The sequence below is a fragment of the Dactylosporangium sp. NPDC049140 genome (genome assembly GCF_040648435.1).
Window position 1 is genome coordinate 95,679 of record NZ_JBEZDS010000022.1, and the last position, 15,465, is coordinate 111,143.

Annotated in this window: 8 protein-coding genes and 1 pseudogene; 2 read left to right on the forward strand and 7 right to left on the reverse strand. The window is 72.9% G+C overall.

Features of this window, described 5'->3' with window-relative positions; translation table 11 throughout:
- Positions 1-60: 60 nt before the first annotated feature.
- The 6 genes and pseudogenes from ftsH to dacB all read right to left on the reverse strand — a co-directional run bounded on the left by ftsH (position 61) and on the right by dacB (position 9,050).
- Positions 61-2,052 (reverse strand): ATP-dependent zinc metalloprotease FtsH, encoded by a 1,992-nt coding sequence (ftsH, locus tag AB0B76_RS31000; protein WP_360382093.1) that lies wholly within the window; start codon positions 2,050-2,052, stop codon positions 61-63.
- A 226-nt stretch (positions 2,053-2,278) separates the two neighbouring features.
- Positions 2,279-2,854, reverse strand: a complete 576-nt coding sequence (gene hpt / locus AB0B76_RS31005; RefSeq protein ID WP_360382095.1) for a hypoxanthine phosphoribosyltransferase — start codon at positions 2,852-2,854, stop codon at positions 2,279-2,281.
- Positions 2,855-2,934: 80 nt separating this feature from the next.
- Positions 2,935-4,536: a gamma-glutamyltransferase family protein gene (locus tag AB0B76_RS31010; RefSeq protein ID WP_360382097.1), complete on the reverse strand. Its 1,602-nt coding sequence runs from the start codon at positions 4,534-4,536 to the stop codon at positions 2,935-2,937.
- 48 nt (positions 4,537-4,584) lie between these two features.
- Positions 4,585-5,484, reverse strand: a complete 900-nt coding sequence (tilS, locus tag AB0B76_RS31015; protein WP_360382221.1) for a tRNA lysidine(34) synthetase TilS — start codon at positions 5,482-5,484, stop codon at positions 4,585-4,587.
- A 1,033-nt stretch (positions 5,485-6,517) separates the two neighbouring features.
- A pseudogene (locus AB0B76_RS31020) lies at positions 6,518-7,558 on the reverse strand (zinc-dependent metalloprotease); the annotation flags it as partial.
- A gap of 88 nt (positions 7,559-7,646) precedes the next feature.
- The gene (gene dacB / locus AB0B76_RS31025) at positions 7,647-9,050 is read right to left on the reverse strand and encodes a D-alanyl-D-alanine carboxypeptidase/D-alanyl-D-alanine-endopeptidase (RefSeq protein WP_360382099.1); all 1,404 of its coding nucleotides are present in this window, start codon (positions 9,048-9,050) and stop codon (positions 7,647-7,649) included.
- Between the two features lie 81 nt (positions 9,051-9,131).
- Between dacB and AB0B76_RS31030 the strand changes: the two genes are divergently transcribed.
- Positions 9,132-9,671: an inorganic diphosphatase gene (locus AB0B76_RS31030; protein WP_360382100.1), complete on the forward strand. Its 540-nt coding sequence runs from the start codon at positions 9,132-9,134 to the stop codon at positions 9,669-9,671.
- 76 nt (positions 9,672-9,747) lie between these two features.
- On the opposite strand, the gene eccD is transcribed toward AB0B76_RS31030, so the two are convergent.
- Positions 9,748-11,079: a type VII secretion integral membrane protein EccD gene (gene eccD, locus AB0B76_RS31035; RefSeq protein ID WP_360382101.1), complete on the reverse strand. Its 1,332-nt coding sequence runs from the start codon at positions 11,077-11,079 to the stop codon at positions 9,748-9,750.
- 132 nt (positions 11,080-11,211) lie between these two features.
- On the opposite strand from eccD, the gene eccCa reads away from it, so the two are divergent.
- On the forward strand, positions 11,212-15,201 hold the full coding sequence (gene eccCa, locus AB0B76_RS31040) for a type VII secretion protein EccCa (RefSeq protein ID WP_360382102.1): 3,990 nt from the start codon (positions 11,212-11,214) through the stop codon (positions 15,199-15,201).
- The last annotated feature ends 264 nt before the right edge of the window (positions 15,202-15,465 follow it).

Here is a 15,465-nt window from a genome sequence, read left to right on the forward strand (position 1 = left end):
CCCGGTCGACAACGAGCCCGGCACCATTTTCGGTGTCGGGCTCGGTGCCGCTGTACTCGCTCAGTGTGTGCCGTCCGGGATCTCGCCACCGCCGATGCGGACGTGGTCGTCGCCACGTGGCTGGCTGACCTCGGAACCGTTCGCGCCGGCCTCGGCCGACGCCCGCCGGCGACGCCCGTTGCCGCTGAACGGCGCCATCGGCGGCCGCTTGACGACGCGGGCGCAGATGCGGGTCATGTCCGCCTGGGAGATGGTCTCCTTCTCCATGAGCTCCTCGACGATGCTGTCGAGGACATCGCGGTACTCGACCAGGATCTCCCAGGCCTCGTCGTGCGCGATCTCGATGAGGGAGCGCATCTCGCCGTCGATCTCGGCGGCGATCTTCTCGGAGTAGTCCCGCTCGTGGCCCATGGTGCGGCCCAGGAACGGCTCGCCTTCGCCGGTGCCGTACTTGATGGCGCCCAGCTTGGAGCTCATGCCGTACTCCGTGATCATCGACCGGGCGAGCGCGGTCGCCTTCTCGATGTCGTTGCCGGCGCCGGTGGTCGGCTCGTGGAAGACGAGCTCCTCGGCGGCGCGACCGCCCAGCGCGTACGCCAGTGTGTCGATCATCTCGGAGCGCGTCTGGGTGTACTTGTCCTCGGTCGGCAGGACCAGCGTGTGACCCAGCGAGCGGCCGCGGGACAGGATCGTCACCTTGTGCACCGGCGCTGAGTGGGGCAGCGCCCAAGCGACGAGCGCGTGACCGCCCTCGTGGTAAGCGGTGACCTTCTTCTCATGCTCGCTCATCACCCGCGTGCGCCGCTCCGGGCCGGCGATGACCCGGTCGATGGCCTCTTCGAGGAAGTCGTTGGTGATCGCCCGCTTGTCGTTACGGGCGGCCAGCAGCGCCGACTCGTTGATCACGTTGGCCAGGTCGGCACCGGTGAAGCCGGGCGTGCGCCGGGCGACCGAGTCGAGGTCGACGTCGGGCGTGAACGGCTTGCCCTTGGCGTGCACCCGCAGGATCGCCTTGCGGCCCTCCATGTCGGGCCGGTCGACCGCGATCTGCCGGTCGAAGCGGCCCGGGCGCAGCAGGGCCGGGTCGAGGATGTCGGGCCGGTTGGTCGCGGCGATCAGGATCACGCCGCCCTTGGTGTCGAAGCCGTCCATCTCGACGAGCAGCTGGTTGAGCGTCTGCTCGCGCTCGTCGTGACCGCCGCCCATGCCGGCGCCGCGGTGGCGGCCGACGGCGTCGATCTCGTCGACGAACACGATGGCCGGCGCGTTGGCCTTGGCCTGCTCGAACAGGTCGCGGACGCGGGAGGCACCGACACCGACGAACATCTCGACGAAGTCCGAGCCGGAGATCGAGTAGAAGGGCACACCGGCCTCGCCGGCGACCGCCCGCGCGAGCAGCGTCTTACCGGTGCCGGGCGGCCCGTAGAGCAGCACGCCCTTCGGGATCTTCGCGCCGAGCGCCTGATACTTCGCCGGAGCCTGCAGGAAGTCCTTGATCTCGTGGAGCTCCTCGACGGCCTCGTCCGAGCCGGCGACATCGGCGAACGTCGTCTTCGGGGTGTCCTTGGAGATGAGCTTCGCCTTGGACTTGCCGAAGTTGAGCACCCGGGAGCCGCCGCCCTGCATCTGCGACATGAACAGCAGCAGCAGGACCACCAGCACCGCGATCGGCAGCAGGTTGATCAGCAGGCTGATGAAGATATTGTCCTGGGTGACGTTGACGTTGTACTCGTCGAGCTTCTTCTCGGACTTGAGCGTGCTCAGCTCGTTCTGCAGATCATCGGCGCTCTCCGAGGAGAACTGGCCCTGGATCTTGTTGGTATCCGTGCCCTTGACCTTGATCTTGTTGCGCAGATCGAGGTTGAGCGTCTGCTCCTTGTCCTGGATCACAGCCTTCTTCGCGTTGCCGCTGCGAAGCTGCTCGAGCACGACGGACGTGTCCGCCTTCGTGTAGCTCGGGCCGGAAGTGAAGAAGGAACTGAGCACGATGGCACCGATGATCACCAGAAGGATCCAGACCACCGGCCGGCGGAACAAACGGGTACGTTCCATGTTGTCGTCGGACGCACACGGCGCCCGGCCCCTCCATCCGTAAGGCCGTCTGCCGCGTCGGACCCACTTTCCGACGCGGTGCCGAAAACGCCGCCAAAGGTATGGGCTCAGTTGACGCTTGCGACCATTTGACGGTACACCGTGACACCGACAGTCGCGGATCGGCGTCGGCCGGGGACGCGGTGCTCTCAGCAGACTCTCAGGAAAGTGTGCTCAAAAGTGCTGGTCAGCCGCGTCCGTAGACCGACGGCTTCAGCACTCCGACGAACGGCAGGTCACGGTAGCGCTCGGCGTAGTCGAGCCCGTAGCCGACGACGAACTCGCTCGGGATGTCGAATCCGACGTACCGCACCGGGATGTTGACCTTGAGCGCGTCGGGCTTGCGCAGCAGCGCGACGACGTCGACCCGGGCCGCGGAGCGGCTCTCGAGGTACTTGAGCAGCCAGGACAGCGTCAGCCCGGAGTCGACGATGTCCTCGACGACGATGACGTGCCGCCCGGCGATGTCCCGGTCGAGGTCCTTCAGAATCCGCACGACGCCCGAGGAGGTCGTCCCCTGGCCGTACGACGAAACGGCCATGAACTCGAGCTCGACCGGCGGACCGACCCGCCCGAGCGCCCGGGCGAAGTCCGCCATGAACATGACGGCGCCCTTCAGCACGCCCACCAGCAGGACCGACTCGGCGTCGGCGTGATCGGCCGCGACCTGCTTGGCCAGCTCCGCGGTCTTCTCGCGGATCTGCTCCTCACTGACGATGACGTGGTCGATGTCGGACGAATGCCAGGTGGTGCCGTCGGCCATGCGACAAGCGTGCACTATCGGCGCGGCCGGATCGAGGCGGGGTCACCCAATGAGAGACCTGTCTCCCTGCGGCTTTTCCGTCAGTACCCCATCGCCGACCCGTCCGCGCGAGGCTCCGAACCGGCCACGTACCCGGCCGGGGTACGCCAGATCGCCTGCCCCATCCCGAACACGTCCGGCTCCGCCGCCACCGACACAGCGTGACCGCGCCGCCGCAGCCCGTCCACCTCGCCGGCCAGCCCCGGCTCGACCAGCACGTCCATCCCCCGGTGCCAGTACCACCGCGGCCGGTCCAGCGCCGCCTGCGGATCGAGCCGCCCGTCCACGGTGGAAAGGACCACCTGAACGTGCCCCTGCGGCTGCATGTGCCCGCCCATCACGCCGAACGGCCCCACCGGCTCGCCACCCCTGGTCAGAAAAGCCGGGATGATCGTGTGGAACGGCCGCTTCCCCGGCCCCACCACGTTCGGGTGCCCGCCGGCCAGCACGAACCCGGCCCCGCGGTCCTGCAGCCCGAACCCGGTCCCGGGCGGCACCACGTACGAGCCGAACCCCATGTAGTTCGACTGGATCAGGCTGACCATCCGCCCCGCCGAGTCGGCCGTGCACAGGTACACGGTCCCGCCCCTCGCCGGCTCTCCGGCCCCGTACCGCCCGGCGGTCCCCCCGATCAGCGCCCGCCGCCCGCCCAGATAGCCCGGATCGAGCAGCTCCCGAACCGGCCCGCCCGCCCCCGGATCGCCGACGAACGCGTGCGCGTCGGCGAACCCGAGCTTGATCGCCTCGATCTGCTCGTGCAGCGACGACTCCTCGTAGCCGTCCAGCACACCGAGCGCGATGAGCGCCGCGATCCCCTGCCCGTTGGGCGGCAGCTCCCAGACCTCGTGCCCGCGGTACGACACGGAAATCGGCTCCACCCAGAGCGACTCGTGCGCGGCCAGGTCCGCCGCGCGCAGCAGCCCGCCGGTCCGCTCGGCGTGCGTGACGATCGCGTCCGCGATGGCCCCGCGATAGAAGTCGTCACCGTTGGTACCGGCGATCAGGCGCAACGTGTTGGCCGCGTCACGATTCCGCCACCGCTCCCCGGCGCGCGGCGCCCGCCCACCGGCCGTGAACACCCGCCCCCACTCGGCGAACTCGGGACCGTCGAGCCCCGGAAAGACCCGCTCGGCCGCGACCCGCCACCCGGCGGCAACGCGGGGTGACACCGGGTAACCATGCTCGGCGTACGCTATGGCGTCCGCGAACAGCTCCGCGAACGGCAACGACCCGAACCGCGCATGCAGATCCCGCCACCCAGCGGGCGCCCCCGGCACCGTGACGGGCAACCACCCGCGCGCGGGCATGGCGACCCCGGCCTCACCCTGATCCCCACCGAGCCCGTCGGACGCCGAGGCGCCCCGATCGAGCACGAGCTCCCGGGTGAGCAGCGCCGGCGACCGCCCGGACGCATTCAGCCCGTGCAGCCGCTCCCCGTCCCAGACCAGCGCGAAGAGATCACCGCCGATATCATTGGACCCGGGTTGCACCACGGTGAGCGCAACGGCCGTGGCAATGGCCGCGTCGATCGCGTTCCCCCCGCGCCGCAGCACGGCCAGCCCCGCCCCGGCGGCCAGCCCCTGACTGGTGGCGACCACACCGCGAGGAGCAAAAACCGAAGAGCGCTGGATGTCGTACCCCATGAGCCCGCTCCCCACCATCCGGTTCCGGCGACCCAAGCAGCAGATCACCTAACCGGCGCCGCCGACACCCCTCAAGTCCGGGCCCGCTCGCGACACGAACAGTCCACCGGGCAGCGCGACCGCCCCCTGCCCATGCCACCGCACAACCAGAGCGTCGAGCGCATCGACGTGCCGATGCGAAAGATCCGTCCCCGGCGCCCCGAGCCGGAGCGCCCAGGCGTGCAGCACCCGCGTACGGATCGGCCCGGGCATCCGCTCCACCTCGCCGACCGCCAGCCCACCCCGCTCGTCGAGCGCCCGCGCCAGCGCCTCGGCGGCCAGCCCGTCGAGATACGCGGAGTCCGCCCCCACGAGCCGCGCGGTCCGGGCAAGGTTGCCGACAACACCGTCACCGAGCGCGGCCACCAACGGCCGCAGCCGAGACCGCGCAAAGGCCGAATCGACGTTGTGCGGGTCCTCCCAGACCGGAAGCCCCTCGGCCCCACAGGCCGCCCGAGTCTCGGCCCGCCCGACATCGAGCAGCGGCCGGACGAAGAGCACCCCGTTGCGCACCCGCCGCTCGGGCATGCCCGCCAGCCCGCGCGGCCCGGACCCACGAGCCAACGCCAGCAGTACCGTCTCCGCCTGATCGTCCCGCGTATGCCCCAGCAGCACCATCGCCGCCCCGAGCTCGACGGCCGCCGCCGAGAGCGCCGAATACCGCGCCTCCCGGGCCGCGGCCTCGGGCCCCCCGCCGCCCCCGACCCGCACCGTGCGCACCTGCACTGGCGCAAACCCGCGATCGAGGGCCCAGTCCGCCAGGTCCGCGGCCCGCTCCCCGGACCCGTCCTGCAGCCCGTGGTCGATGGTCACGAACCCGCAGCGAAACCCCATCCGCCGCGAAACGAACAACGCCGCCGCCGCCAGCGCCAACGAGTCCGCCCCACCGGAGCAGGCCACGAGCACCATGTCCCCAGCGGCAACCCCGGCCCCGGCGAACTCCCCGCCGATCCGCAGCGCCCCGACCCCACCGGCGCCACCCTGCGCATCCGCCGGCCCGGAAACGCTCAACGGCCCGCCGCCCTCGACCTCACGGCCCGAGCGCGTTCTGTCCTGCGCCTCACGGCCCGAGCGCGGTCCGCCGTCCTGCGCCCCGCCGCCCGGCTGCGACCTACCGCCCGGCAGCGTTCCGGCGGCGCGACGCGACAAAGCGCCGCCCTCGGCCTCGAAAACAGGCACCGAGTCGGCGGTAGCCGGGCTCCCGGCCGGCGGCGAGTGGTCCTGGGCGGCCATCGCCGTGGCCGAGGACAGGGCCCGCGGGGAACCCCCGGACGCCGCGGACCGGGAGCCCGGAGTCAACCCGCCGGAATCGGGGACGCCGGAGCCCGAAAGGCTGCGCCGCACCGCATTGCGTACGGCGGCAACCGCCGGTGCCAGCGCCCCCACCCGATCAGGCGCTGCCGGGGGCGGGCTTGGTCGGCCCCTGGTCGTCTTCGTCGGCCGCGGCCGCGTCGGTGACCGGGGTCGGGCCGGTGTCGGTCAGGTGCTCCGCCACCTCCGGGTCCGAGGTCTCGGCGACGCTCATGGCCTCGCCCGGCTCGAAGGCGCCGATCGGCTCGGGGGCCTCCCCCGCATGCCCGGTCGTCGTCTCCGCCGCGGCACCCGGCTCGATCTCGGCCGGCTCGTCCCCGTCCGAACCGGCAGCTGAATCGTCGCTGTCCGAATCAGTCGCGGCCGAGGAGGTCGCGGCGGGGGACGGCTCGGACTCCGAAGCCTCTTGCGGTACAACCGAAGGAGCCACCACAACCGTGGACTCCTCCGGGGTCAGGCCCGCCACCTCGGTCGGCTCCGCGACGCCCGCCTCCGCCGGCGCCTCCTCCAGCGGCTCGGGCACCGTCGGCACCGGTCCCGGCGGCTCCTCGACGCTCGACGACGCGCCCGGCATCGGGGCCGCGAGCGAGGCCGACGGCGTCACGGCGACCGAGCGGCTCAGCGCGCTCGCCCCCAGGACGCGCACGATCCAGGCGTCGGGGTCGCCGAGCTCGTTGAGCCGCGGGATGGTCAGCGGCGACTGCCAGATGCGGTTGAAGCTCTGCATGCCCACGCGCTCGACGACGGCGTGGACGAACTTGCGGCCCTCCGCGTACTGCCGCATCTTCACGTCGACGCCCAGCAGCTTGCGCAGGACGCGGTCGAGCGGGTTGCCGGCCTCGCGCCGGCGGTTGAACTTGGAGCGGATCTCCTCGACCGTCGGCACCACGTCGGGGCCGACGCCGTCCATCACGAACTCGGCGTGGCCCTCGAGGACGGTCATGAGCGCGGTGAGGCGGTCGAGCACCGCCTTCTGGCCCGGCGTCTGGACGAGGTCGAGCACCGAGACGCGGCTGTCGGGGTCGCGGACCACGTCGGCGAGCGCGCTCACGCCGCGGCGTACGCGCTCCGCGAGCTGGTCCTGGTTGAGCTGGGACGCGTCGACGAAGGCGCCGACCTCTCCCAGGAAGTACCCCCGCATCCACGGCACAGCCGTGAACTGCACGCGGTGGGTGACCTCGTGCAGGCACACCCAGAGCCGGAAGTCGCGCGAGTCGGCGCCCAGCTTGCGCTCGGCCTCGACGATGTTCGGCGCGACGAGCAGCAGCTGGCCGGGGTCGGCGGAGAAGACCTCGTACTGCCCGAGAACCTTGCCGGACAGGTACGCCAGCACCGTTCCGGCCTGCACGCCCGTGAACCGCGAGCCGATGGCCCCGACGATGGCGCCCGGTGGCTTGCCGCCCGCGAGCCGCTCGGCCAGCGGCTGGATGACCTCGCGCAGCCCAGCGATGTTGGTGGCGGCCCAGTCGCGGCGGTCCACGACGCGCACGGGCGGACCCTGGATCATGGCCTTCAGGCCGGTGAACTCGGTGACGTGCCCGGACGCCTCTTCAGCCAGGCCACGCAGGTCGGTGACGGCGTCCGCGGCTGCCTCGTACGAAACCGCGGGGCCGCTCTTGCCCAGCGCCGCGGCGGTTGCTGCGGCCAGATCCCAATCGACGAACTGCGCCATGGACCAACCGTACCCGCGCTGGGCCACCGCCGCGGGAGCTGCGAACCCTGAGTACACCCTGATCGACGCAGCGTGACCGCGGCACTGCTCAGCGGCACCCGCATGCGGCTAGAGCTGCGGCAACTCTGTCAAGGGCGACGACCGCCTGGTCGGCGTTCGTGGTCTGGTCGGCCATGAACGCGAACGCGAGCGTCCGCCCGTCGGCGTCCACCACGACGCCGGCCAGCGAGTTGACCCCGGTCAGCGTGCCGGTCTTCGCGCGCACCAGCCCGGCGGCCGCCCCGCCCTGGTCGGGCTTGAGGAAGCGGAGGGTGAGCGTCCCGGAGTACGCGGCGACGGGCAGCCCGCTGAAGATCGAGTGCAGGTCGGCCCGGTCGGCCCGCGCGGCCATCGCCAGCACGGCCGTGAGCAGGGCCGGAGAGAGCCGATCGCTGCGCGAGAAGCCGCTGCCGTCGGCCAGGCCGAAGCCGGTGACCGGCAGCCCGAGCTCCTCCAGCACGCTCTTCGTGGCCGCCGCCCCGCCCTCGAACGAGGCAGGCTGGTTCTTGGCCAGCGCCACCTGGCGCGCGAGCGCGTCGGCGAGCACGTTGTCGCTCTCCTGCAGCATGAACTCGACCATGCGCGACATGGGTGCGGACTCCACCTTGCCGAGTTCTTTCGCGCCCTGCGCGGCGCTGCCGGCGGTCACAGCATTCGTCGGTACCCCGAGCGCGCTGGCGAAGGCCTGGGCCGCCTGCAGGTCGGGCTTCGAGTACCGCTGCGCGTACTTCAGCTGCTTCTGCCGCCCGCCCTCGGTCATGATCGGCGTCATCACGGCGCCGGACCCGCCGGTGGTCGCGTCGGCGTCCCAGCCCGGCCCGATGCCGGAGCCGGTGTAGATGCTCACGTCGTAGATCACCTTCGTCGGCGCCTGACCGCCCAGCGCCTCCTTCACCTGCTTGGCGAGGTCGTCGATGCGGGCCGCGCCGGGGTAGTACGACGTCGGGAAGACCGCGAGCGTCGGGTCGCCGCCGGCCACGAGGACGACCTCGCCGGGCTGGGCACCCGCGACGACCCTGGTCGCGATCCGGTACGCGGGCCCGCGCGCCGCCAGCGCCGCCGCCGCGGTCACGAGCTTGGTGGTCGAGGCGGGGGTCATCGCGGCGTCGGGCTCGGAGGAGTACACCGTCTGCCCGGTCGAGACATCCACGACCGACGCGGTGATGTGCGGCCCGAGCTGAGGCACGGTCAGCAGCGGCTTCAGCGCCGAGGTGACCCCGCCTTCACTCGGCATCGGGGCCTGCGTATCCATCGCGGCGAGCACCGGCGACGGCGCGGCCGGCTCCGTCCCGCCGGTCCAGTGCGTCTTCTGCCCACCGGCCAGGCCGAGCCCGTTGACGATCTCGGTACCCGCGAAAACCGAGCCCAGGGCCGCGCCGAGCGCCACGACCAGCGCGACGACGGCGGCGATCAAGCCGGCCCGGCCGCCCCGCTGTGGTGTTTCCCTCGCCATCTGACCCTCCCCGTATCGCCCCGCCGTGCCGTACGCGAGACTAGTGGTCGGCGCAGCGGTGCGAGGGTGAGGAGTCGTCAGATGGACTTCGACGTCACGGTCGAAATCCCCAAGGGTCAGCGCAACAAGTACGAGGTTGACCACGCGACCGGCCGGATCCGGCTGGACCGGACGCTGTTCACGTCCACGCAGTACCCGGCCGACTACGGCTACATCGAGGGCACACTCGGCCAGGACGAGGACCCGCTGGACGCGCTCGTGCTCGTGCAGTCCCCGACGTTCCCGGGTTGCCTGATCCGCTCCCGGGCGATCGGCATGTTCCGCATGACCGACGAAAAGGGCGGCGACGACAAGGTCCTGTGCGTACCGGCCGACGACCCCCGCCTGGAGCACCTGCGGGACATCCACCACCTGGGCGAGTTCGACCGCCTCGAGATCCAGCACTTCTTCGAGGTGTACAAGGACCTGGAGCCCGGCAAGAGCGTCGAGGGCGCCACCTGGGTCGGCCGCGTCGAGGCGGAGGCGGAGATCGAGGAGTCCCGCCGCCGCTACACCGAGGCGATCGCCGAGGGCACGTACCACGACCCGGGCGTAGCCCCGATCGCCCGCCCGCTCAGCTGACCAACGAACCCCCCGCGAGCGCCCGGTTTGTAGTCCACCGGGCGCTTTCGCATTGAAAAGCCGATTTATCGGTAGGTTAACCGAACAGGCCGTACAAGCCCAGCACCGCGCACGCGAGCGGCACAACGGCCACCACGCACAAGGTGTCGAGCAGATCCGCCGCCCGCCCCGTGTACGGCGACACCGGCCGAACCGCCGCGCGCACCCCCGCCACCGCGACCACGAACGCGACCACGGGTACCACCGCCGCCACAGTCCGCACGTCGAACCGGACGAACAGCGCGAGCAGCGCGAAACCCGCCACCCCGGTCACGATCAGCGGCAACCGTTGCCGCACGGTCAGGAACGTGCGGGCCCGCAGCAGCAGCGCGGCCGCGGCCACCGCCACGAGCGCGGCCCCGGAGACGTCCCCGGACCGGGCGAGCACCAGCGACCCACCCACCCCCGCGGCCGCGAACCCGAACAGCATCCCGGTGAGCATCTCGTCGGTACGCGCGACGGCCGCGAAGATCCGGGCCCGGTCCGCCGCCGATGCGCGCCCACCCGGCGACAGGTCGGCCGGCGTGGCCACGATCGGCATGGGCAGCTTGCCGAGCCGGATGGCCAGCAGCGGCAGCCCGGCCACGCCCGCCACGAGCACGGCGAGCAGCACCGCCGCCGCGGCCGCCGGGCGGGTCGCGGTGGCGAGCAGCCCGGTGAGGGAGCCGAGCACGCCGACGGTCGCGCCGGCCACGAACAGCCGCAGCAGGTGGGCGACGCCGGCGGCGGCAACGAGCGCGGCGAGCAGGAGCGCCACGGCCCCGAGCAGCGTGCGGGCCGCCCCCGTCGCGGGCTCGGGCGCCGCCAGCCAGCCGCCGGCGGCCGCGAACGGCAGGGCGTAGGCGGCCAGGACCGCGCCGACCAGCGCGTCACCGTACGCCCGCGACGCCGCGATCCCCGCCAGCACCAGCCCGGCCGCGACCGCCGCGGCGACCGGCGGCAGGTCGGCCCGCATGATCGCGACGAGCGCGACGAGCAGGCCGGCGCCGGCGACCCCGATCGCGGTCGCCCGGGTCGCGGCCGGGCTCCACGGCACGCCCTGGCGCCGGGCGCCCACCGCGATCGCCTCGACCACGTCGTCGTACTCCAGCTCGGGCCAGCCGGTGCGGGCCGGCACCAGATGCAGCACGGCGCCGTCGCGCACGCCCTGCCCGGCGAGCCCGGCGGCGGCCGACAGCGTGGTGCCGTCGGGCCGCCGCAGGAGCCAGCCGCCGTGCCGCTCGCCATCGTCGGCAAGCCCGGTGCCCGCGTGCCGCAGGAGCTCGGGAAGCAGTTCTGCCAGTGGTACCGCATCAGGCACCGCAACATCGACGCGCCGCTGGGGCGCGTTGATCGTGATGCGGGCCAGACCGGCCGCGGCAGCTGCCATGGCCATAGATCTATCACGATCCCTGGCGGCGCGGGGGCCCGGTGCGCGCTGCGACTCCACAGCGTGACGAAGCCGTTACGATCGATGGGACAGGGGCGAAAAGTGTCGTACCCCTCACTTAGAGTTCCCGGCGTGACCACGGTCGTCGTGAAGCGATCCCCGCGCCGACCCGCTCCGGACATCCCGAGCGGGCAGGTCGTCGTGCCGGCGCCGCCGGAGATCCCGCCGGCCCCGGCCTCACGCTGGCAGCAGATGATCCAGGTCGTGCCGATGCTGACCGGCACCATCGCGACGGCCCTGCTGTTCGCCGGGCGCGACGGCGGGACCTACTCCTATGTCATAGGCGCCATCTTCGGCTTCTCCACGCTCGGCATGCTCTTCACGTCGACCGGTGCCGGCCCGCCGAAGAAGGCGGAGATGATCGCGGCCCGGCGGGAGTACCTGCGCCACCTCGCCGACCTGCGCCGCCAGGTCCGCGCGACGGCGAGCACGCAGCGCACCGGACTGCACTACCGCCACCCCGACCCGCACTCGCTCTGGTCGTCGGTGGACAGCTACCGCCTGTGGGAGCGCCGCGTGAGCGACGGCGACTTCGCCATCGTGCGCGTCGCCACCGGGCCGCAGACGCTGGCCACCCCGCTGGTCCCGCCGGCGACCCGCCCGCTGGACGACCTGGAGCCGATGACCGCGGCCGCGCTGCGGCGGTTCCTGGACACCTACTCGGTGGTCCCCGACCTGCCGGTGGCCGTCTCGCTGCGCAGCTTCGCCCGCATCCACCTGCGCGTCGGCTCCGGACCGGGGCTCATCGGCGAGCACGATCCGGCGCGGGCGCTCACGCGGGCGATCCTGGCCCAGCTCACGGTGTTCCACGCCCCCGACGACCTGCTCGTCGCGGTCTGCGCCGGGCCCGACCGGCGCGAGTGGTGGGAGTGGACGAAGTGGCTGCCCCACGCCCTGCACCCCACCCGCACCGACGCGCTCGGGCCGGTGCGCCTCGTCGCCGGCACCGCCAAGGAGCTGGAGCAGCGCCTCGACGACCTGCTCCGCAGCCGCGGCCGGTTCGACGCCGAGCGGGACGGTCCACCGGCCGCCCCCCACATCGTGGTGGTGCTCGACGGAGGCGACCTGTCCGGCAGTGCCCACCTGGGCACCGATGGCGGCATCGACGGGGTGACCCTGATCGACCTCGACCGGGAGCCGCCGCGGCTGCTCGACCGGTCCGCGATCGTCCTCGAAGCGGCCGGCGGCCGGCTCACCACGATCACCGCCGACAACGACATCGCCGAGCCACAGCCGCCGATCGGGGTCCTCGACGCGCTCGACCTCGCCGAAGCCGAGGCGATCGCCCGGCTGCTGGCGCCGCTGCGGCTGGCGGTCGCGGCCGGCCCCGACCAGCAGAGCGGCGCCGGCCGCGAGGCTCGCACCGACCTCGACTTCCCGTCCCTGCTGGGCATCGGCGACCCGGAGCGCCTGGACATCGCCGAGACGTGGGCGCCGCGACCGCACCGCGACCGGCTGCGGATCTCGATCGGCGTCGGGCCGCAGGGGCAGCCGGTCGACCTCGACCTCAAGGAGTCGGCCGAGGACGGGATGGGCCCGCACGGGCTGCTCATCGGGGCGACCGGCTCGGGGAAGTCGGAGCTGCTGCGCACGATGGTGCTCGGCCTCGCCGCGACGCACTCGTCCGAGACGCTCAACTTCGTGCTCATCGACTACAAGGGCGGCGCGACCTTCGCCCGGATGGACCGGCTGCCGCACGTGGCCGCGTTCATCTCCAACCTGCGCTCGGAGCTGCTCCTCGTCGACCGCATGACCGACGCGATCACCGGCGAGGTGATCCGCCGCCAGGAGGTGCTGCGCCGCTCGGGCGACTACGACTCGGTCCGCGACTACGAGCGGGCCCGGGCCGGGGGCGCCCCCCTCGCACCGCTGCCGAGCCTGATGGTCGTCGTCGACGAGTTCAGCGAGCTGCTGGAGGCCAAGCCCGAGTTCATCGACCTGTTCGTCCAGATCGGGCGGGTTGGCCGGTCGCTGGGCATCCATCTGCTGCTCGCCTCGCAGCGGCTGGAGGAGGGGCGGCTGCGAGGTCTGGACACGCACCTGTCGTACCGCATCGGCCTGCGCACCTTCACGTCGCTCGAGTCGCGCACGGTGCTGGGGGTGCCGGACGCGTACGAGCTGCCGGGCAAGCCCGGCGGGCACGGCATCCTCAAGTCCGGCACCGAGCCGCTGACCCGGTTCAAGGGCGCCTACGTCGGCGGGCGCTGGCGGCGGGCGGGCCGGGTCGCGGCGGTGTCCGGCGGCGACGGGCCGGCGCGGGTGATGCGGTATGGCACGCAGTACGTGCCCGCGCCGACGGCCCCGAGGCCCGACCTGGAGCCGGCCGAGGCGCCCGAGGGCGAGAGCCTGCTCGACATCGTCGTCGACCGGCTCGCCGGGCGGGGCGTGCCCGCGCACCAGGTGTGGCTGCCGCCGCTGGCCGCCGCCGCGCCGCTGGACGACCTGCTCGGCCCGCTGGCCGCGGACCCGGCGCGCGGGCTGACCGTCGCCAACCCACAGCTGCACGGGGCCCTGCACCTGCCGGTCGCGCTCGTCGACAACCCGCTCGAGCAGCGCCGCGACGTGCTGTGGTTCCGGCTCGACGGCGCCCAGGGCCACGTCGCCGTGGTCGGCGGGCCGCGCAGCGGCAAGTCCGTGTCCCTGCGCACGCTGGTCATGACCCTGGCCCTCACCCACACACCGGTCGAGATCCAGGTGTACTGCCTGGACTTCGGCGGCGGCCAGCTCGCCGGCCTGCGCGAGCTGCCCCACGTCGGCGGGGTCGCGGGGCGCCTGGACACCAACCGGGTCCGGCGCACGGTCGGCGAGGTCGCGGGCCTGCTCGCCGCGCGCGAGCAGCAGTTCACCGCGGCCGGGATCGACGGCATGCCCACCTACCGGCGGCGGCGCGCGGCCGGCGGCGCCGGGAGTCCCGACGACGGCTGGGGCGACGTGTTCCTGGTCGTCGACGGCTGGGTGAGCCTGCGGAACGACTACGAGGAGCTCGCGACGGTGCTGTACGACATCGCGGCGCGCGGGCTGGCCTACGGCATCCACGTGATCGTCTCCGCCCCGCGCTGGATGGACCTGCGCTCCAACTTCCGCGACCTGCTCGGCGCGCGGATCGAGCTGCGCCTCGGCGACGGCGCGGACTCGATCGCCCCGCGCAAGGCGGCCGCGGGCGTGCCGGACGAGGCGCCCGGGCGCGGGATCACGCCGGAGGGGCTGCACCTGCTCGTGGCGCAGCCGCAGCTGAACGGGGGCGAGCCCGGCGAGCTGGTGACGGCGGTCGCCTCCGCCTGGACCGGCGCGCGGGCGCGGCCGGTGCGGATGCTGCCCGCGTCGGTACCGTTCGCGGCGATCGCGGACGACGCCGACCCGCAGAACCCGCTCGCGCTGCCGATCGGCATCGACGAGTCCAACCTGCTCCCCGTGCGCATCGACTTCGCGGGCGAGCCGCACCTGCTGGCCTTCGGCGACGCCGAGTCCGGCAAGTCGACCCTGCTGCGCGGGCTCGCCACCTCGATCAGCACGCGGTTCACGCCGGAGCAGGCGCGGATCGTGCTGATCGACCACCGGCGGAGCCTGCTCGGGGCGGTGCGGACGGAGCATCTGATCGGGTACGGGACGGGGACGCAACAGACCGTGGACCTCATCGGCTCGGTCGCCGACTACATGCAGCGGCGCCTGCCCGGACCGGACGTGACCGAGGACCAGCTGCGCCGCCGCTCCTGGTGGACGGGGCCGCAGTGCTTCGTCCTGGTCGACGACTACGACCTGGTGCCGACCGCGGCGGGGAACCCTCTTGCGGCGCTCCTGCCGTACCTCGCCCAGGCCCGCGACATCGGCCTGCACCTGATCGTCGCCCGCCACAGCGGCGGCGTGGGGCGCGCCCTGTTCGAGCCGGTCCTCCAGCGCCTGCGCGAGCTGGCGTCGCCGGTCCTGCTCATGTCGGGCGACCGGGAGGAGAGCCTGGCCCTGGGCAAGGTGCGCTTCGCCACTCTGCCGCCGGGCCGCGCCCAGCTGGTCACGAGAAAGGAGAGTGGCACCCTGATCCAGATCGCCGACTGCCCCGCCACCTGACTCGCGCCGCCCCAATTCGGGCCGCCGCGCCGCCAGCTCACCTGCCGCGGAGTCCTGCGGTTCGCCGCGGCAGCCCAACGCACCACGCACAGTGCCGCTGCCGTGCCCGCCGGCGCTCCCGGCCGCGCTGCAACACGGTCACGCGCTCTGGAATGAGGGCGTCTGCGAACGCCCAGTGCTGTGTAGCCGGATGCCGAGCGGTCTGGCCCAGTCGCCCTCGACCGGCCGGAGTCCACCGCCCGCCAGCGCCTCAGCCCAACCAAG